This window comes from Thermoactinomyces sp. CICC 10521, assembly GCF_016055135.1.
GTDB lineage: Bacteria > Bacillota > Bacilli > Thermoactinomycetales > Thermoactinomycetaceae > Thermoactinomyces_A > Thermoactinomyces_A daqus.
This window is the reverse complement of the sequence record NZ_JAECVZ010000021.1, coordinates 41,482-59,950: the sequence shown is the minus strand read 5'-3', so window position 1 is coordinate 59,950 and position 18,469 is coordinate 41,482. Positions and strand designations below refer to the sequence as shown.

Annotated in this window: 19 protein-coding genes; 14 read left to right on the top strand and 5 right to left on the bottom strand. The window is 47.0% G+C overall.

What is annotated here, in order from left to right; translation table 11 throughout:
* Positions 1-459: 459 nt before the first annotated feature.
* Both I8U17_RS18825 and I8U17_RS18395 read left to right on the top strand, forming a co-directional pair.
* Complete coding sequence (locus I8U17_RS18825; protein ID WP_198055706.1) at positions 460-642, top strand: Imm6 family immunity protein; 183 nt, start codon at positions 460-462, stop codon at positions 640-642.
* Between the two features lie 325 nt (positions 643-967).
* Positions 968-1,078, top strand: a complete 111-nt coding sequence (locus I8U17_RS18395) for an ATP-binding protein (RefSeq protein WP_370589261.1) — start codon at positions 968-970, stop codon at positions 1,076-1,078.
* 49 nt (positions 1,079-1,127) lie between these two features.
* Here the strand turns inward: I8U17_RS18395 and I8U17_RS13540 are convergent, their stop codons facing one another.
* A complete protein-coding gene (locus I8U17_RS13540; RefSeq protein ID WP_198059544.1) occupies positions 1,128-2,006 on the bottom strand; it encodes a cation diffusion facilitator family transporter in 879 nt (292 codons plus the stop codon).
* 584 nt (positions 2,007-2,590) lie between these two features.
* Here I8U17_RS13540 and I8U17_RS13535 point away from each other — a divergent pair.
* Positions 2,591-3,451: a YitT family protein gene (locus I8U17_RS13535; protein WP_232331100.1), complete on the top strand. Its 861-nt coding sequence runs from the start codon at positions 2,591-2,593 to the stop codon at positions 3,449-3,451.
* A 100-nt stretch (positions 3,452-3,551) separates the two neighbouring features.
* Entirely contained in the window at positions 3,552-3,869 is a 318-nt protein-coding gene (locus I8U17_RS13530) for a hypothetical protein (protein ID WP_033102064.1), read from the top strand.
* Positions 3,870-4,229: 360 nt separating this feature from the next.
* Here I8U17_RS13530 and I8U17_RS13525 read toward each other — a convergent pair whose 3' ends face one another.
* From I8U17_RS13525 to I8U17_RS13515, 3 genes are all read right to left on the bottom strand, one after another.
* The gene (locus I8U17_RS13525) at positions 4,230-4,871 is read right to left on the bottom strand and encodes a YcnI family copper-binding membrane protein (protein WP_033102065.1); all 642 of its coding nucleotides are present in this window, start codon (positions 4,869-4,871) and stop codon (positions 4,230-4,232) included.
* Positions 4,868-6,445, bottom strand: coding sequence for a copper resistance CopC/CopD family protein (locus I8U17_RS13520; RefSeq protein WP_198059543.1), 1,578 nt, complete (start codon positions 6,443-6,445; stop codon positions 4,868-4,870). Before I8U17_RS13520 ends, I8U17_RS13525 begins: the two co-directional genes overlap by 4 nt.
* Before the next feature lie 160 nt (positions 6,446-6,605).
* Positions 6,606-8,111, bottom strand: a complete 1,506-nt coding sequence (locus tag I8U17_RS13515; RefSeq protein WP_033102067.1) for a class I adenylate-forming enzyme family protein — start codon at positions 8,109-8,111, stop codon at positions 6,606-6,608.
* A 229-nt stretch (positions 8,112-8,340) separates the two neighbouring features.
* Here I8U17_RS13515 and treR point away from each other — a divergent pair, with 229 nt between their 5' ends.
* The 5 genes from treR (at position 8,341) to I8U17_RS13490 (ending at position 13,837) form a co-directional block, all read left to right on the top strand.
* A complete protein-coding gene (gene treR / locus I8U17_RS13510) occupies positions 8,341-9,051 on the top strand; it encodes a trehalose operon repressor (RefSeq protein ID WP_033102068.1) in 711 nt (236 codons plus the stop codon).
* A gap of 441 nt (positions 9,052-9,492) precedes the next feature.
* The gene (gene treP, locus I8U17_RS13505; RefSeq protein WP_198059542.1) at positions 9,493-10,902 is read left to right on the top strand and encodes a PTS system trehalose-specific EIIBC component; all 1,410 of its coding nucleotides are present in this window, start codon (positions 9,493-9,495) and stop codon (positions 10,900-10,902) included.
* Between the two features lie 18 nt (positions 10,903-10,920).
* On the top strand, positions 10,921-12,600 hold the full coding sequence (gene treC, locus I8U17_RS13500; RefSeq protein ID WP_033102070.1) for an alpha,alpha-phosphotrehalase: 1,680 nt from the start codon (positions 10,921-10,923) through the stop codon (positions 12,598-12,600).
* 255 nt (positions 12,601-12,855) lie between these two features.
* Positions 12,856-13,476, top strand: coding sequence for a tetratricopeptide repeat protein (locus I8U17_RS13495; protein ID WP_052154399.1), 621 nt, complete (start codon positions 12,856-12,858; stop codon positions 13,474-13,476).
* A gap of 175 nt (positions 13,477-13,651) precedes the next feature.
* Positions 13,652-13,837: a hypothetical protein gene (locus I8U17_RS13490; protein WP_033102071.1), complete on the top strand. Its 186-nt coding sequence runs from the start codon at positions 13,652-13,654 to the stop codon at positions 13,835-13,837.
* Between the two features lie 40 nt (positions 13,838-13,877).
* On the opposite strand, the gene I8U17_RS13485 is transcribed toward I8U17_RS13490, so the two are convergent.
* Complete coding sequence (locus tag I8U17_RS13485) at positions 13,878-14,228, bottom strand: DUF1904 family protein (RefSeq protein ID WP_033102072.1); 351 nt, start codon at positions 14,226-14,228, stop codon at positions 13,878-13,880.
* Between the two features lie 281 nt (positions 14,229-14,509).
* Here I8U17_RS13485 and I8U17_RS13480 point away from each other — a divergent pair, with 281 nt between their 5' ends.
* From I8U17_RS13480 to galE, 5 genes are all read left to right on the top strand, one after another.
* On the top strand, positions 14,510-14,791 hold the full coding sequence (locus I8U17_RS13480; protein ID WP_198059541.1) for a coiled-coil domain-containing protein: 282 nt from the start codon (positions 14,510-14,512) through the stop codon (positions 14,789-14,791).
* A gap of 75 nt (positions 14,792-14,866) precedes the next feature.
* Positions 14,867-15,040 carry a twin-arginine translocase TatA/TatE family subunit gene (locus I8U17_RS13475; protein WP_081943984.1) on the top strand — a complete coding sequence of 58 codons (174 nt, stop codon included), beginning with the start codon at positions 14,867-14,869 and terminating at the stop codon, positions 15,038-15,040.
* A 266-nt stretch (positions 15,041-15,306) separates the two neighbouring features.
* A complete protein-coding gene (gene galT, locus I8U17_RS13470) occupies positions 15,307-16,287 on the top strand; it encodes a galactose-1-phosphate uridylyltransferase (RefSeq protein WP_033102075.1) in 981 nt (326 codons plus the stop codon).
* Positions 16,284-17,486, top strand: a complete 1,203-nt coding sequence (locus tag I8U17_RS13465; RefSeq protein WP_198055710.1) for a galactokinase — start codon at positions 16,284-16,286, stop codon at positions 17,484-17,486. The genes galT and I8U17_RS13465 overlap by 4 nt, the downstream gene beginning before the upstream one ends.
* Positions 17,471-18,460, top strand: a complete 990-nt coding sequence (gene galE / locus I8U17_RS13460) for a UDP-glucose 4-epimerase GalE (protein WP_198059540.1) — start codon at positions 17,471-17,473, stop codon at positions 18,458-18,460. The genes I8U17_RS13465 and galE overlap by 16 nt, the downstream gene beginning before the upstream one ends.
* Positions 18,461-18,469: the final 9 nt, after the last annotated feature.

Sequence of the window (18,469 nt, the reverse complement as noted above, 5' to 3'; positions counted from 1 at the left end):
GAAAATCCAAAGAAAAACCTCAGCCAAAAGTCACACGCATAAGTTGAACGCCGACTTTTTCTGACCGTGGAAATTTACACATAATTTTGGACTTGATCCAAAGCAGTTTCGATTTTTAGGAACGTTACAATATAAGTAAATGTATAATGATCCAAACGATGAACTTAAAGTATTGTAATCCAGTTGAAAAAATATATAAAGCCAAGACCGGAGCAATTGATCACCCCACATGGGAAGGAGTCCAATAGGCGGTTAAATCCTTGGATGAAGGCCATTTGTTTTAACAATTTTCCTGGTGGGATACGAATTGCCAACTTTTATCTGACGAAAATGAGGATAACACCATGAAGTGGTACGAGAATGTGAATGCCGATGCCCGGGTCGCTTATTTATTGGCATTGACCGAAAAAAATTGATCAAATCGACAATGAAGAAGGGGATAGACAAACGAGGAAAACAATGGACATGTGCTGGGATTGGGTAGAAGAGAAGAAACAAGGTGGAGATGCGCTTTATGATAAGTTAGTGAATGAAGACGATTCAGAAGTGGGAATTTATATTCAGTTTACGGATGATCCACAGCAGGAGACAATATGGCTTTGTGTCGTCTATGCCATTGCCTATACAGGCCTATCAATATGAAAAAGAAGAATGTGTCCCACAGCCCATTGAGATGATAGATGATAGTACGATTGATGAAATCGTAAGAAAAAAGGGAGAAATCCACGGTTATGATGAAAACTGGGCGAGGGCGTTAAGGGAGTATTTACTGACCCGCTATTCGCCGGCAAGCAGTGACAAAAATATCAACCGGTCGGAGATTTTGAGTCAGATTTAATTTCGGTCATGACCCCAAAAGCATCGGGACAGAACCTGTCTTTGCTTTTGGGGTCATTTTGAAAGGTTTATCAGGAAAATGGGTGTCCGGCATTAAAAAAGGCTTGTTCCGGCAAGCTGGTGCAGTGTCATAATACCGGGTGAAGTCAGTCTTGCCCATCGCGGTGTGCTGTTTCTGGACAAGCGGACCGAGTTTTTTGAAGTCTGCCGCTGGAGGATGCATTTCCAGCGGAGTTTATGACGGCGGCTTTGATGAGTCCGTGTGAACTACAATCGGGGAAATCCGTCTGTTATTCATTGTGCCAGGGGTTTAAATGGATTAAGACTTCTTCAACACGTGGATTCTTTGACATGATTTTTGTTTTAATTTTTCTGCCCAGATCATGTCCCTCCTGGATGGACAATTCGTTGGGAATGCTGATCCGGATGTCTACTATGATATAGTGGCCGTGTTCTCTTCCCCTGATTTTGTCGATTCGCTTCACTTCCGGAAATTCGTTCACAATTTTCCGCAGCTCGTTTAAATCATTAAAAGAAATGTTTCTTTCCATCAGAATATCAACGGACTCTTTGCCCATTTCATAGGCCAGTTTCATCACAAATAAAGAAACAATGATGCCGGCAATCGGATCTCCATATTTTGCAAAGGCAATATTGTATTCATCCCCGAGCAGTGCAATACCAATGCCGATGATTGCGGCGATTGTGGCATACACATCTGCCAGATGATCGATCGCTGTGGAAATCAGGCTTTTACTGTGCTGTGCTTTTCCCAGGCGAATGCAGTAAAAATAGAGAGCCTGTTTCCAAACAAGGGAGATAAGAGCAGTGATGAGAGCGATCAGACTGGCTTCCACAGGAGGCAAAAAAAACGCTGCAATTGATTGATAAGCCATGAATACAGCTGCGAATGCAAGGATAATCGCGACGATTCCGGAGGCGATCACTTCCGCTTTGCCGTGTCCGTAAGGATGTTCGTCATCCGCCGGTTTTTTGGCAACTTTGGATGAAATCAGGGCAGCCAATGTGGCAATGACATCCCCTGCATTGTGGAAACCATCGGCGATTAATACTTGGCTTTGAAAGAGCAGACCGATGATTAATTTTAAAAGAGTAAGGATTAAATTACTGATAAAGCTAACCCATAGTGCAAAAATTCCAGATTTCATTTTCCATCCTTTCTTCAGCAGTTCCATGTCAATTTCGATGATGTTTTTAAAATAACAATGATAAGACGAGTGGGTCTAGAGAAATGTTTTTTCCCTTGGTTAGGGATCTGGAAGTTGAGCAACAATTATTTATTCGTTTAACAAATTTGAGCGAGGTAAAATCAAGTTATCTATGAATAGTGAACAATATCTTATAATTATTTAATTTTTAACAGAACATATTTAAAGAAATAATTTCTGAATTGACGATTATGGGATCCGGTTGTCGGGAAGTGGCAGTGCGAGTTGTTAAAGATTTGACTTAATGGCGACTTTGGCTTTTAATATAGCTGACAATCGCCTTTTTTAACGGTGGGAAGATTCTTTCCGGTTTTCATTTTCTTGATCTTTTTCTAACGGATGATCATTTTAGGAATGCCGGTTGGAGGCTTTCATGTAGACGGATCTTTTATGATCAGACTGTTTGTTACGTGAATTTGTGAAATAAAATAATATGACCATCCATTATTTGATAGCCATTTACACACTTTGAAGCTTAAAATGGAGGTATGGATTTGAGAACAGATGCACCTGAAATCGAAAAAATGGATCATCAGAAACTGACAACAACCAAATTACTGAAGCGCGGAATTCTAATATTACTTGGCGCAGTGCTTGTAGCGGTTGGTTTGGAAATTTTTTTGGTTCCCAATCAGGTTATTGACGGAGGAATCACTGGGATTTCAATTATATTATCCCACTTTACCGGACTGAGTTTGGGGGTTTTTTTATTCGTTTTAAACATGCCTTTTTTCTTTCTCGGTTATAAACAGATCGGGAAGACTTTTGCGATCTCTACTTTGTTCGGTGTCGTTGTGATGTCAATTGGAACAGCTTTGTTGCATTCGGTTAAACCTTTGACCGATGATCCTTTATTGGCTGCCGTATTTGGCGGAATTATTATTGGAATTGGGATCGGCTTGGTGATCAGATATGGCGGATCATTGGATGGAACCGAAATATTGGCCGTCATGTTTAACAAAAAACTCCCGTTCTCTGTGGGACAAACGGTGATGTTCTTTAATATTTTCATTCTCGGAAGCGCAGGATTTGTGTTTGGCTGGGACCGTGCAATGTACTCGTTGATTGCATACTTCATCGCTTTCAAAATGATTGATACGACGATCGAAGGATTTGACGAAACAAAATCGGTTTGGATCATCAGTGAAAAATGGGAAAAATTGGGGCAATGTATCTTAAACCGTTTGGGCCGCGGAGTCACTTATATGAGTGGGGAAGGGGCATATACAGGGGACGATAAAAAAGTAATCTTTTGTGTGGTTACACGCTTGGAGGAAGCTAAATTGAAAGCGATTGTTGACGACATCGACCCTGAGGCATTTTTGGCTATCGGGAACATTCATGAAGTAAGTGGGGGACGGTTTAAAAAGCGGGATATTCATTAACATTTCTTGGTTGAGAGAAAAAAAGGGGCCAAATCCGGCCCCTGATCTATTGCCTAAATTGAAATCGCTTTATATGATATCTTTGAAGGAGGGGATATTAATGGAGGAAAGAGCAGAGAAGATCAGAAGGCAGGCTGATATCGAGGAATATAAATTGAGAAAGGTGATAGCAACAGACCCGCATCCGGTCTACACGGATATGGATGATTTTTGTGATGTCTGTTGCCTGCGTATGAACCGAATATATATCCGGATTGTTGACGACTTCAAAGACATGGATGACAACGGGATCAGAGCATGTTTAGATTGCATTGAAAAGTATGATCTTAAGGTGCTGAGTAATCAAAAAGCCATTGAATATGAAGCCATGACAGAAGCAAAGATCAGAATCAAAAAAGGAACGCAAATAAAATTCTGAATAGAGCAGGAATTTTAAAAAATGTGTCTAAAAAAGATGTCAAGATAGGAGGTGAAAATGATGAGACGCTTTTTCATCGGAGAACCGCCTGCCGGGATGATCGGTGGCGAGCCGCCGCAATGTTAATCCTTTTTCTTGGTCAAATTCCCAGTCAACCTAGGGGCCTCGATCTCGGGGCCTTTTTTCTTTAAAATTTACGCTGAAACACATCACGGAAGTAAGCGGTTTGGGATGCAGGAAGGGATTGATTCTCTTTTTTGCAGGCGAAGGAGCTGGAAGCAAAGAGGCGCATCAAGACATGACGGATTCCTGTTTCGGGCTTTGTTAACAAACTTCAGGGACATACAGAAACGTATGCCCCTATTCGTTCGTATTCTGTTGTTTCCGAAACAGTGAAATGAGTGAAAGAAGCAAAGCCAGTCCCGCCAACCCGAGTGAAAGGAAGTTGAGTTTGGAAACACTGGCAGAAGCGGCGTTTGTTTTCGGCGTTACAGTTGAAGCGGGATGTTGCGCACTTTCATTGGTTGGCCGGGCCGATGCAGTGATGCTTGTCACTGATGCAGGAGTATCCGAGTCAGGAGCACCTGTCCAGTAAACAACGGAACCATCGGCGTAGCTCTGTTCTGCTCTCCAGGCAATGGCACCGGCTTGTTTGGGATTTTCTGCGACAAAGGAGAACTCGGCGAATTCATTTGGCTTTATTCCACCGTTGGTTGCTTTCCAAGACAAGGCGGTGGTTTTGCCGTCTTTTCCTTTTTCGAATTCATATTCCCAACCCGGAACCGGCATCACTGAATGAACTTCCACTCCTTTCGGAAACTCCACCCGCACTTTGGTGGTATTTACATTTTTTTCAACGGGTACGCGAACCGTGTATTTTTCCCAAGTGCCGGCGGTCGATTGCTTGGGCCAGACCGTAACATGCGCCTCAGCCACAACCACATTCGTGAGAACCGAGAATGCAAATAGAAGGGCTGCGATCCATTTGGCATATTTTCTCATGATCTTTCTCCTCCTTGAACTTCCACTTCATCTTTCCATTCTCCGTAAGTTCCATCCGGATATTCTGCTTCAATATAAATTCTCCATTTGCCGTTAAAGGTAAAAGAGACAGTACCCGAATATTCATTTGAACCTTTTTTCTGCAAAAGGACCGGAGCGAATTTCACTTGCCTGTCCGTGACGGAAACCTGGACGGTTACGCGTTCGGGTTCAGGACTGTTCGGGGGCAGCTTGACCGCAATCGGCTGCCGCCCGGTTTGCAGCCGGGCAATGGTCACCTGTGCTTTTTGCTCCTGGCTGAGCAAAATTTTGTCATACCGCTGGATCGGAGCGGGATAAGCAGAATGGCTCAACCAGACTCCGAGAAAGAGGACGGTGACACCGGCCAGCCACTCCAGCCAAAGCAGTGAGCGCCGATAAGTTCCTTTTTTGCGGCCGTTGATGGTTTGAACGAGGCCGATCAGCAACATCAGGCCGAACAGTGTCAGCTTGCTCCAGAGCAGAGCACTCCACAATCCACCGTGAGGAACCAGCCGCCAATCGCTTTGTACGGTTACCATCCACACACCAGTGATCAAAATGGACAGCGCGGAAGTGGATGCCAAGTGAAAAACCTCGGAATGGAGCACTCTTTCATTCAAAGTGATGTTTTCGGTTCGCTTCAGGCGGTACAAAAGAATCAGATAGGCAAGAATCCCCAACCAGAGAGCGATGGCACCCGTATGAATGATGCGCAGGAATAAAGCCGGCCAAAAATCGGGAACGCTCCAGACATGACCGCCAAAGGCGAAGGAACAAATGAGGAGCAGCCAAACTGCCAGATACCATCCTTCCACCATGTTTGGCAGGGCAAGCAGCAGAAGGAGCAAGAGCTGGCCTGCGATCATCTGTATGTAGTGGGATTTTAGAAGCGTGAGCCAGGCGACTTCGGTTCCGACTCCGGCAGCCAACGTTTGCATGTAAAGAATCCCGTCCGCCAGGATGACCAGGAACAAGAGCAAGAGCCAGCTCTTCTTTTTGCCAAGTCGATTTTTTACGGAGGGAGTATGCAGAGAAAACAGGAAGACGGCCCAATTGAGCCCGCCCAACAGAAGCACGGCGGTTTCAGAAATAAAATGCCAACCGGTGGATAACCAGTTTACTGAAGCAGATTTCTGTGTGGGCAAGGGGGCACTTTGGTCCGGGGAAGGATGTCCAACCGAAAAAGTAAGGGCACCCGCCACAGAATGGCCGTCTCCGGAAACTACGTTCCAACTGACAGTGTAGGTTCCTTTCGGCAAGGAAGGGAGCGGTGTGATGATCCGGGAGGCATCGCGCCGATCCGTCCGCGGTGATAAAGGGATTTGTTTTCCCTGGGCATCTAAGAGGCGGACTTGATACAATCCTTCCTGCAAAGGTTCACTGAAGTGCAACCGGAGAAAGGAAGGGGAACGGGAGAGAATCTGGTGGTCTCCCGGACTGGAATCTAATAACGAGGCATGTGCCAGAACCGTATTTCCCGGCAGAAGGGACAGGGCAAAGAGCAAGATTGCCACAATCCCAAAGGTGATCTTGTGCTGTTGTTGTCTTTTCATGGTTATCATCCGTTATCTGTGAATTTGGTGTATTGGCTGCTCTTCTATGATAGCGAATCGTACGTGGGGAACCTATAGCCCGATCGGGCTATTTGTCATAAGAAGCAGTCAAAATAAAACAACCCGTCCAGTATCTGTGCAGGACGGGTTGTCTCATCAGCTATTGCAAGGCAGCCGCCTTTTCTTTTAATACATGTTTCAGCACTTTGCCCGTACCGCTTTTCGGAAGTGAACGGGCAAACGAGATCTGCGGCACTTTATAGGCGGCCAGCTTTTCCTTGCAGACCCGGGTAAGTGCTTCTTCAGTAAGCGGGCTGTCCGGGCTTTTGACTACAAAGGCACGTGGCACTTCGCCCCAAAATGGATCGGGAATGCCGACAACGGCTGCTTCCAGGACACCGTCAACCGCTTGCAGCACTTTTTCGATTTCCGCAGGATAAATGTTGTCACCGCCGTAAACAATGACATCTTTGTAACGGCCGATCACATACAAAAAGCCGTCTGCATCGAGATAGCCGGCATCGCCCATGTGAAACCAGCCATCCCTTAATACTTCATCGGTCGCCTGTGGATTTTGCCAGTATCCCTTGAACAGATAAGGGCTTTTGACGACGATCTCCCCCACTTCTCCGGTGGGGAGGGGGTTACCGGTTTCCGGATCGACGATCTTCACTTCTACATTGGGATAAAGCTTTCCGACAGATTCAGCTTTATCGAGCCCCATCTCCGGTGACCAACGGCTGACAGTCCATGCTTCCGTGCTGCCGTAGCCTTGACTCATCGGAATTCCAATCTCCATATATTGTTTGATCAGACTGACCGGGACTTTTACACCACCGGCGGAAACGCCTTTGAGGGAATCGATTTTCCGTGGATGCCGTTTCAGTTCCTCCAGCATGTAGGTGTAAAGGGAAGGGAAGCCAAACATATAGTTGATTTTTTCCTGTTCAATCATCTCCCAAATTTTTGCCGGAGTATCGTCAGACAGAAAAACGGTTGCCCCGCCAAAATAGATTGAACGAATGCAGGCAAGAGTACTGCTCATGTGAAATAACGGGTGAACAGCCAGGGAGCGGTATCCTGGTGCACTCTGTGCTTTATCTGCTTTGAGATAGGCATAAAATCCTCCGTGCGAAATCACACATCCTTTTGGTGTGCCGGTGCTGCCGGAGGTAAACAAAATGTAAGCCGGATCATCTTTGCTGATCTCGACAACCGGCTCGTCCACAGGGCGGTTTTCAAAAATCGATTCAAAAAACGGGATTGTTTCCATCCCCGTCCCGACCGGGATGAACTCACCGACGATCCCCGCCTCTTTCGCCAGAGTGAGAGATGGGGCAAATTCTTCATCATAGAACAAAGCTTTGGGTCTGCAGTTTTTAATAATCTCTTCGATTTCATAGGCAGTTAAACGCCAGTTTAAAGGAACCGCGATTCCTCCTGATTTGATGGCGGCCAATGCAATGGTGGGAAAGGGATGATTGTTTTTGCAGAGGATGGCTACGCGATCCCCTTTTTGCAACCCAATTTCCCGCAAGTAATGAGCCAATTGGTTTACCCGCTCGTTAAACTCTCGAAAGGTAAATCGCCTTCCGCCCCCGACCAATGCTTCGAGGTCAGGAGTGTCGGCAGCGCGTTGTTTAAGGAAAAGATCAATCGTACCCACAGTTCATTTCCTCCAATAATCAGAGTCAGCTATTATTTCGTAATACGAAATACTTTAGGTCAAATATTATAGCACGATTTGTCTAAAAAATCATTAATAAATGTTGTCGTTTTAGGTTTCACGGCAGCAGGCGGTTTTAATCGCAGGCGGTATGTGACGAACCCAGGGTTGAAAGATTCTGTTTTAAAATGAATACTAAGAGGTGAGCAAATCAGTTGGAGGAATCGGGATGAACAGCAGATATATAGAAATTTACGAAGAAATTAAAAAGGAGATTTTGGAACAAAAGATTCGTGCGGGTGAGAAATTGCCTTCGGAAAATACATACTGCAAAATTTACGGGGCGAGCCGGGGTACGATCCGCAAAGCGTTGGATCTTTTGGTTGAAGAGGGATTCGTTCATCGCCAACACGGAAAAGGCATGTATGTGTTGGACCATCATCTGATTTCCTTTTCATTCGGCGGGCTCGCCAGCTTTAAAGAAGCAGCCGAAAGCAGCGGACAGTTTTTTACCACCTTGGTTCCTCTGTTTGAAAAAATCCGGATTGATGATTCTTTGCATGAAAAAACCAAACTCCCCGTTGATAAAGAGGCATATAAAATTTATCGGATCCGCAAGCTGGACCAAGAACGAGTCATCCTGGACATCAACTATTTTCTGACAGAGATTGTATCCGGTTTAACCATCAATCAGGCTGAAGGGTCGATTTATGAATATATCGAGGAAAAGTTGGGATTGAAAATCGGGTTTGCGCAGCGGGTGATTCAGGTAGAACCTGTCACGGCAAAGGATCGGCACTTTCTCGATGTCAAATCGCACCCCGTTGTCGCCGTTGTAAAAAATTTTGTCCACTTGCAAGACGGAACGCAATTTGAATACACCGAATCCCGCCATCGGCCGGACCGGTTTGTGTTTACCGACTTTGTACGCCGCCGCTGACGGGAGTGATTCTTTTTTTCACCGTCATTATTCCCCGCCGGTATTCCGCTTCATATCTCCTCTTTTATTCAAAGTGATTTCAAAAAGCACGCAGCGCATTTGGTTGCCACATGAGAGATGCGACGGAGACGGTTGAAAGAAGAAACTTCTTTGTGATCACAAAAGGAGTGGATCGGAAACCGTCTCCGGAAGAGGTACGAAGGGCAGAAAAATGCATGGAAATCGATTGCGCGATATTTGCAGCGGCGCAGGGGCGCGATTCCCTTGTTTTTCGCGTTTTTATAAAAACAATATCGTACTTTTTGTTTGAAATCTTTATATCAGTTTGTCTAGTAAAATACTACTTTTCAAGAATATTGGCATGCCCAACTTGTATAAACAAGCGTTGACTAACTTGTATAAACAAGTTATATTTCTAATGTAAGCGATTACGAGGGGAGATTGCCAGTGAATAAACAATCTGTCGAGCGAATTATTCAAGCAGTCGGCGGAAAAGAAAATATCGCAGCAGCCACGCATTGCGTCACACGGTTGCGCTTGGCGTTGAAAGACGAAAGCAAGGTGGACGAAAAAAATTTGGAGAAAATCGATGTTGTCAAAGGCTTTTTCTCAGTGAACGGTCAATTCCAGATTGTGATCGGGCCAGGCCTGGTTAATAAGGTATATGACCAATTGGTGGAAATGACCGGCATAAAGCGTGCTACCAAGCAGGATATCAAGGATGCGGCGGAAAAGAAACTGAACCCGTTGCAGCGAGCGGTGAAAACCTTGGCGGATATTTTCATCCCCCTGTTGCCGGCGATTGTGACCGCGGGTTTATTGATGGGGATCAACAATGTCCTGACCGGAAAAGGCATTTTCTTTCCCGACCGCGCGTTTGTCGATGTCTATACCAATTGGAAAGATTTTGCCGATGTGATTAATTTGATTGCCAATACCGCTTTTACCTTTCTGCCCGGTCTGATCGGCTGGTCGGCGGTCCGCAGATTTGGCGGCAGCGAGCTGCTGGGGATCGTGCTCGGACTGATGTTGATTCATCCAGCTTTGTTAAATGCATGGGATTATGGTAAGGCGGTCAGCAGCGGCACGGTTCCGTATTGGGATCTGTTCGGTCTTCATATTGCCAAAATCGGTTATCAAGGACAGGTTTTGCCTGTTTTGCTTTCTTCCTATGTATTGGCCAAAATCGAGATTTTCCTGAGCAAACGCATTCCCGATGCTTTTAAACTTTTATTGGTTGCACCCATTACCCTTTTGGTTACCGGTTTCCTGTCTTTTGTCATCATCGGGCCGTTAACGTTTTCAATCGGGAAAGCGATTACAGCCGCCTTTGTGGCGATCTTTGACCATTTTCCGGCGCTGGGAGGGCTCATTTACGGCGGGCTGTACGCGTTGCTTGTGGTTACGGGAATGCACCACACCTTCCTGGCCGTCGACTTGCAGCTGATTGCCAGCACGGGTGCCACCTTCCTGTGGCCGATCCTCGCGTTGTCCAATATTTCCCAGGGATCGGCCGCCTTGGCGATGACTCTCGTTTCCAAGGATGAAAAACTCAAAGGGATGTCCGTTACTTCGGCGATTTCAGCTTACCTGGGAATTACCGAACCGGCGATGTTCGGGGTAAATCTCCGTTTTCGCTATCCCTTTATTTCAGCGATGATTGGTTCGGCAATCGCCGGGGTGTTTATCACCATCAACAAAGTGAAAGCGTCTTCAATCGGAGTCGGGGGCATTCCCGGTTTTCTCTCCATCCTTCCGCAGAATTGGGGGGCATTTTTCATCGGAATGGGGGTTGCGCTCGTCATCCCATTTGTGCTCACTCTAGTATGGGGAAAATTGAAAAGAGCATAGTGAAGGAGAGACTCTGCAATGAAACAACCTTGGTGGAAACAAGCAGTGGTTTACCAGATTTACCCCAAAAGCTTTTATGATTCAAACGGGGATGGAATCGGCGATTTGCAGGGAATTATTGAAAAACTGGATTATTTGCACACGCTGGGGGTTGACGTCATCTGGCTGACCCCCATCTATGAATCGCCGCAGCGGGATAACGGATATGATATCAGCGATTATTTCAAGATCAACCCGGCGTACGGAACCATGGAGACTTTTGAGAGATTGTTGCGTTTGGCCCATGAAAAAGGAATGAAAGTGATTTTGGATATGGTTGTGAATCACACTTCCACGGAGCATCCCTGGTTTAAAGAAGCAGTCCGCTCCAAGGATAATGCCTGCCGTCATTTTTATATCTGGAAAGATGGAAAAGACGGCGGCGCGCCGAACAACTGGAGATCGAAATTCGGGGGAAGCGCTTGGCAATTCTCCGAAGAGACGGGACAGTACTATCTGCATCTGTATGATGTCACCCAAGCTGACTTGAACTGGGAAAATGAAGAGTTGCGCCGAAGGATTTACGAGATGATGCGCTTTTGGGTAAATAAGGGCGTTGACGGGTTTCGGCTCGATGTGATCAATTTGATATCCAAAGACCAGAGTTTCCGGGATGACACCCTGGAGACACCCATGGATGACGGGCGCCGCTTTTATACGGATGGCCCGCGGGTGCATGAATTTCTCAAAGAGATGAACCGGGAAGTGTTTGCTGACAATCCGGAGATGATGACAGTGGGGGAGATGTCTTCCACCACGATCGAAAATTGCGTGCGGTATACCAATCCGCAGGAAAAAGAGCTCAATATGACTTTTAACTTTCATCATCTCAAAGTAGATTATCCGGGCGGGGAGAAATGGGCTCTGGGGGAGTTTGATTTTCTCTGTTTGAAAAAGATTTTCCGCGATTGGCAAATCGGAATGCACAAGGGAGGAGGATGGAATGCGCTTTTTTGGTGTAACCACGATCAGCCCCGGGTGGTTTCCCGCTTTGGAGATGATGGAAAATACCGGAAAGAATCCGCCAAAATGCTGGCAACAGCCATTCATTTGATGCAGGGAACGCCGTATATTTATCAGGGTGAAGAGATTGGCATGACCAATCCCGGTTTTTCCCGGATTGAGGAGTATCGGGACGTCGAATCATTAAATGCTTACAGGGCGCTTCGGGCGCAAGGGAAAACGGATCAAGAGGCGATTGCTGTTCTGAAGCAAAAATCGCGGGATAATTCACGAACGCCGATGCAGTGGAACAGCGGGAAACATGCCGGTTTCAGCACGGGGACTCCTTGGATCGGCGTTGCGCCCAATTATGAGCAGATTAACGTGGAAGAGGCCCTTCAGGATCCCGATTCCGTGTTTTATCACTACCAAAAACTGATTCGTCTGCGCAAGGAAGTCGATCTGATCGTGACGGGCGATTTTACCCTGCTGCTTGAGGATCATCCGCAAATTTTTGCTTATGTACGTCGGGATGGAGACCGGGCCCTGTTGGTCGTAAACAATTTTTCGGCGCAAGAGACGACTTTCTCTCTGCCGGAGGGGGTTCACTTGCCCGGTCAATCTTCCGTTTTAATCGCCAATTATCCTGATCCGCCGCAAGAGGTTTACGCATTTGCTTTGCGTCCCTATGAATCAGTTGCCTTTTATCTGCATTGACTTGCATGTCCGGGCGGAGATGGGGAGAAGCTATCCTTGAACGGATTTCGAGGATAGCTTCTTTTCTGTGAAAAGAGTTTTGCCGGTTGGGGGGCGAGAGATGCGGCTGTTTTCGTATTTAAAATTAATTATTGTGACAAGAAATAACTATCATATTAAAATGAGTAATGATAGAATGTTTTAAAACTAGTATTCTTATTAGATGCCGCAAGTGTTCAGAAGTACATGATGTTTGAATTGTCGGAGGGATTTTCGATGAGCGATGCAGAGAAAGAGAAGACAACAGGAGAAGTCGTTCACCTTCAGGAAGTTCACATGGAAAAGGAACGTCAAAAAATTGAAGAGGGCATGAAATGGCTAAAAATGGCTGCCGAGGCCGGGGATATCTGGTCCATGTCTGAATTGGCCTATCAATTATTGACGGGCAAGAAAGTTCCGGCTGATCTGGCTGAAGGAGAAAAGTGGCTGAGAAGAGCGGCGGAAGCTGGAGACAGCTGGGCCTTGACCGAGCTGGGCTACCGTTTGATCGTGGGAGAGGGGTTGCCCAAAGACCCGGTGGAAGGGGAAAAATGGTTGAGAAAGGCCGCAGAAACCCAGGATCCTGTTGCCATGCGGGTTCTCGGCTATCGTTTGCTGGAAGGGGAAGGACTGTCGCAAGACGTGGAAGAAGGAGAGCTGTGGCTGAGAAAAGCAGCCCAGGCCGGCGAACGAATTGCCATGCGGATTATGGGAATGCAATTGCTGACCGGTCAAAAGCTGCAGCAAAACGTGGAAGAAGGGGAAAAATGGCTGAAGAAAGCAGCGGAAGCCGGAGAAACGATTGCCATGCGAGAATGGGGCAACTACTTGGTTAATGGTTTGAAACGAAATAGTTAGCATGCTGAAAGCCGATAAGCCGCTCATCGTTGGTTATCGGCTTTTTAATTGGGATTAGCGCACCGGCCAGGGAACTTGGCCTTTTTTTATTTTTGATGGAGTGCAAATGCCGTTGCCTTTTGCTGAAAAGAGAGTAATGTGATTGTAATCGAACAGGAAAGTGGGGGTTGAGAACATGAGCAAGCTGAAACGCGGCCGGCGCAAGCGATTGCGCCAGAACGGGGGCAAGGCGGCCAAAAGACGAAAAAAAAGGGAGAACCATTTGCTTATGAAAAATCATTCAGCTGAAGATGACCACGATACCGAAACAGCAGCCAAGCCGAGTGAAGGAAATGGCACAGTAAACATTTTGAATGACTAAAGGAACGAAAAAGCAAGCCCGCTTCGCATATGAGCGGGCTTTACGTATGGGGGATGGGTTGTTTCATTTTCGGGATTTCTTTGAGGGGCTGTCCGTTTTTGTAATATAAGGAAGGGGTCAGCAGGATAAAAAAGATATGGGTGTTTTCATAACCGGCTTCGCTTAAACATTGATAGAGAGAGCGGGCGATGGCATCATGCTTTTCCTTTTCCCTTTCAAACATCATAATTTCCAGCGAAGGCGGGGAGTTTTGGATCGAGTCAATTTGAAGCAGTTCAATTTTAACGATTTCTTCCGGAATTTCGGCGATCCGGGCAAAGTTTTTGACCACGGCAGGGGAAATTTTCTGCACCAATTGTTTATCAAAACCTTTAAAACGCAGAAATGGCATAATCCGATATCCTTTCTATCATCAAAATCATTGAGCGGGCAGTCGAACGAAGTCGGGAAAGCAATTTTAGTTTAACATGATTGGTTAAACTAAAACACGTTGGTAGTTCTCCACTCATCATTATTTGGAGTTACGAAATATTTTCTTGTCTATCCTAACAAAAAGTGGTGGAAAAAGATAGAGTTTGTTAATTTAATCCGGTCTTTTTCCCGAAGACCAGAAATTTTTCACACGCATGGGCAAAGATCTGATAGAATATGCATAATAAGGAGGGTAGTTGGATGGATCAAAGAGAGTTGGCAGCACAATTGGCCGAGGCGGTACGGGAGAGCTTAAAACCGGATCTTTTGGAACTGAAAAGCGAGTTGGCCAATGTTGCAAGCCGGATGGACAGTCTCGAATCCCGGATGGACAATCTCGAATCCCGGATGGATCAATTGGAAGATGAAGTGAAGGAGCTTCGTCAGGACGTGAACCGGTTGACCGACAAAATGGATGAAGTGGCAACAACCAATGCTTTTCTCGTCAAGGATGTCTATATGTTAAAGAACAGGGCGAGATAAACAGCAGAGGCGCAGTTTGTCCGGAACAGACTGCGGAGTATGGCAGTTGATCACAGGTGTGGAGGAGGCAACGAGATGCATGTTCCCAGTCTGGCAGGATGGATTTTTATCCTGGTCATAGCGTTGCTTTTATTCGGGCCCAAAAAATTGCCGGAACTCGGGCAAGCGGTGGGAAAAACACTGCGTGAATTCAAGCGGGGGATGAACGCGGACCAAGTGGAGCGGAAAGAGGAAAAGCAGGAAAAATAAAGGGGAAGCGTGATCAGCAGGTGTGGGGCCTTCGCTGGCAGTGCGTTGGGAAGAGCAGTGGAGAAGAAGGCCACTCCTGCACACCCGGATGGTGCAGGCAGTCATTTATTCGGAACTTTCTCTCTTATCAAAATCGATGTCAGCGAAAAAAGGGGTTGCCGGTTTGGTCAGTCTGGATTATTATTTAATTAAATTAATTAATAAAAGGGGATTTCTTGCATCGTTTAATTGAAAGCGTTTAGAATCGGACAGCAGGAGGTTTTGATATGTCGGAACTTCGTTTTAACCCTTTGCTGAGAGATTGGACGATCGTTGCCTCCAACCGGCAGCATCGTCCGCACCTGCCAAAAGATTACTGTCCGTTTTGTCCGGGTTCAGGAAAAGTGCCGGATCATTACACCGTTTGGAAGTATGATAACGATTTCCCGGCGTTAAGCCCCAATCCGTCTGAACCTGATCCGGTTGAGACATCGCTGTACAAAGCGAAAAAAGCATATGGTAAATGTGAAGTGATCCTGTATTCACCGGATCATTACCAAACCTTGCCCCAGTTGTCCGTTGACCATATCACCGAACTCGTCCGGCTGTGGACGGATCGCTTTCGCGAGTTGGCGGAAGATCCACGGCATGAGTATGTGATGATCTTTGAAAATCGCGGGGAAGAGTGCGGGGTGACGATGCCGCATCCGCACGGGCAAATTTACGCCTACTCTTATTTGCCGTTGAAGATCAAGACGGAATTGGACAGTTGCAAGCTGCATTACAAGGAGACCGGGCACTGTCTCATTTGTGATATGAACGAAGAAGAGAAAGCATTTGCCCGGAGAATTGTGACGGAAAATGAGCATTTTCTCGCTTACATCCCTTATTTTACGGATTATCCTTATGGTGTGTTTATCGTGAGCAAATCCCACAAGACCGCATTGACTGATTTTTCTTCAGAAGAAAAGAGGAGCCTGGCTGCAATTCTCAAAGAAGTGACCGGTGCGATGGATTTTCTGTACGATCGCTTATTCCCTTATATGATGGTGGTTCACCAGCGTCCGGTTAATGGCGAGGATGTGGAGGACTATTATCACTTCCATATCGAGTTTTATCCCCCGCTTCGTGCCCGGGACAAGATCAAGTATTATGCTTCATCGGAAATGGGCGCTTGGGCTGCGGCGAATCCGAGGGCAGTCGAAGAAACGGCGCCGGAGCTGAGAGAGGCCTTAAAACGTTTTTTGGCGAAAGAAGGGAGATCATGAGACAAAACCAGCTGCTGCTGCGATTTCAGGAGGAGTTCGGCTACAGTCAGGGTGTCCGCTTTTTCTTTGCCCCCGGGCGTGTCAACTTGATCGGGGAGCATACCGATTATAACGGCGGTTATGTATTCCCGGCAGCGCTGACCCTCGGCACATGGGCCGCAGCAGCGCCGCGCACGGACGGAAAGATCCGGCTTCGCTCGACTCAATTCACTTTAAAGGTTGATCTGGATCAGAGAGATATTCAGTATCGGAAAGAAGATGATTGGGCCAATTATCCAAAAGGGATGTTATCTGCATTGCTCCAGGCCTTTCCTTCGCTGGCCGGTACATTGAAAGGGGTTGACCTTTTATTTCACGGAAACATTCCCAATGGAGCGGGGCTTTCCTCCTCCGCTTCAATTCTCCTGGTGTCCGCTCTGGCTTTCACAAGACTTGCGCAAACGGAGATCCCGATGCTTGAGTTGGTGAAATTGGCGCAAAAAGCGGAGAATGAATTTTTGGGCGTCAACTGCGGGATCATGGATCAATTTGCGATCGGTATGGGGAAAAGCGGCCATGCGATCAAATTGAAATGCGATACCTTACAATACGAGTATTTTCCCATCCGGATGGATGGATATAGGTTGGTGATCACCAATTCCAACAAGAGGAGAGGGCTGGCCGATTCCAAATATAATGAGCGGCGCCGGGAATGCGAGGAGGGATTGCGCTTCATTCAACGGGTGAAACCCGATGTTCAGACTTTGGGAGATCTGGATTATGACGATTGGAGCCGGCTGCGTTCATCGATCGCTGACCCGGTTATCCGCAATCGTGTTGAACATGTGGTCAGTGAAAACGAACGTGTGATTTTAGCGACAAAGTGCCTGGAGAAAAAAGATTTGCCGGAGTTTGGCGAATGGATGAAAAAATCACATGAATCGCTCAGAGACTTGTACGAAGTGACCGGAAAAGAGCTGGACATCTTGTTTGAAGCGGCATGCCAGGTGCCGGGATGTATAGGCAGCCGCATGACCGGAGCCGGTTTTGGCGGGTGCAGCATCAGTCTGGTTGCCGAAGGGGAAGTGGAGGATTTTAAAGAAACGGTTACCCGTATTTATGCGGAGAAAACCGGTTTGACACCGACTTTCTACGTCTGTGAGATCGGCGACGGGGCACGAGAGGTGAAAGGAGAGGAGATTGCATGGCCATTTTGGTGACGGGAGGAGCCGGCTATATCGGCAGCCATACTGTGGCAGAATTGCTCGCGCATCAGGAAGAAGTGGTCGTCGTTGACAATTTAACGACCGGACATCGAAAATCGGTTCTCGGCGGAACTTTTTATCAGGGAGATATTCGGGATCGGGATTTTTTGGACGATCTTTTCCGTAAGCATCAGATTGAAGCGGTGATCCATTTTGCAGCCAGCTCCCTGGTCGGCGAAAGTGTGCAGATTCCGCTCTCTTATTATGAAAATAATTTGGTGTCTTCCCATGTACTCATTTCGGCGATGCTTGACCATGGAGTGAAAAAAATCGTATTTTCCTCGACGGCAGCAGTTTACGGGGAGCCGGAGCGGGTGCCGATCCGGGAAGAGGACCGGGCAGAACCGGCCAATCCATATGGGGAAACCAAACTGGCCATGGAAAAAATGTTTCGCTGGGCTGACGAAGCTCACGGGCTAAAATCGATTTCCCTGCGTTATTTCAATGCAGCCGGTGCCCATCCGGACGGGCTGATCGGCGAAGATCACCATCCGGAAACCCACTTGATTCCGATTATTTTGCAGGTTGCCCTGGGACAGAGAGAAGAGATACGCATTTTCGGGGATGATTACCCGACGGAGGACGGCACCTGCATCCGAGACTACATTCACGTAATGGACCTGGCGAGCGCCCACTTCCTCGCGTTGGAACATTTGCGCCAACACGGACAAAGCGATGTGTTCAACCTGGGGAATGGAACCGGTTTTTCCGTCAGAGAGGTGATTGAAACAGCCCGTCGCGTGACCGGGCAGCGGATTCCAGAGCGAGTCGTCTCCAAACGCGCCGGCGATCCGGCCGTTTTAATCGCCTCATCAGATAAGGCGAAGCGGATTCTGAACTGGAAGCCGCGCTATCATCAGTTGGAAACAATTATGGAAAGCGCCTGGAATTGGCATAAAAATCACCCCGACGGCTATGGTGACCGCTGATCTGTGAGG

Excerpts from the sequence above, each read along its gene's own strand:
- I8U17_RS13465 (WP_198055710.1), top strand. The coding sequence starts at position 16,284 with ATGAGACAAAACCAGCTGCTGCTGCGATTTCAGGAGGAGTTCGGCTAC.
- I8U17_RS13475 (WP_081943984.1), top strand. The coding sequence starts at position 14,867 with ATGCATGTTCCCAGTCTGGCAGGATGGATTTTTATCCTGGTCATAGCG.
- treC (WP_033102070.1), top strand. The coding sequence starts at position 10,921 with ATGAAACAACCTTGGTGGAAACAAGCAGTGGTTTACCAGATTTACCCC.
- I8U17_RS13485 (WP_033102072.1), bottom strand. The coding sequence starts at position 14,228 with ATGCCATTTCTGCGTTTTAAAGGTTTTGATAAACAATTGGTGCAGAAA.
- I8U17_RS13480 (WP_198059541.1), top strand. The coding sequence starts at position 14,510 with ATGGATCAAAGAGAGTTGGCAGCACAATTGGCCGAGGCGGTACGGGAG.
- I8U17_RS13495 (WP_052154399.1), top strand. The coding sequence starts at position 12,856 with ATGAGCGATGCAGAGAAAGAGAAGACAACAGGAGAAGTCGTTCACCTT.
- galE (WP_198059540.1), top strand. The coding sequence starts at position 17,471 with ATGGCCATTTTGGTGACGGGAGGAGCCGGCTATATCGGCAGCCATACT.
- I8U17_RS13520 (WP_198059543.1), bottom strand. The coding sequence starts at position 6,445 with ATGAAAAGACAACAACAGCACAAGATCACCTTTGGGATTGTGGCAATC.
- treR (WP_033102068.1), top strand. The coding sequence starts at position 8,341 with ATGAACAGCAGATATATAGAAATTTACGAAGAAATTAAAAAGGAGATT.
- I8U17_RS13530 (WP_033102064.1), top strand. The coding sequence starts at position 3,552 with ATGGAGGAAAGAGCAGAGAAGATCAGAAGGCAGGCTGATATCGAGGAA.
- galT (WP_033102075.1), top strand. The coding sequence starts at position 15,307 with ATGTCGGAACTTCGTTTTAACCCTTTGCTGAGAGATTGGACGATCGTT.
- I8U17_RS13540 (WP_198059544.1), bottom strand. The coding sequence starts at position 2,006 with ATGAAATCTGGAATTTTTGCACTATGGGTTAGCTTTATCAGTAATTTA.
- I8U17_RS18825 (WP_198055706.1), top strand. The coding sequence starts at position 460 with ATGGACATGTGCTGGGATTGGGTAGAAGAGAAGAAACAAGGTGGAGAT.
- I8U17_RS13490 (WP_033102071.1), top strand. The coding sequence starts at position 13,652 with ATGAGCAAGCTGAAACGCGGCCGGCGCAAGCGATTGCGCCAGAACGGG.
- I8U17_RS13535 (WP_232331100.1), top strand. The coding sequence starts at position 2,591 with ATGGATCATCAGAAACTGACAACAACCAAATTACTGAAGCGCGGAATT.
- I8U17_RS13525 (WP_033102065.1), bottom strand. The coding sequence starts at position 4,871 with ATGAGAAAATATGCCAAATGGATCGCAGCCCTTCTATTTGCATTCTCG.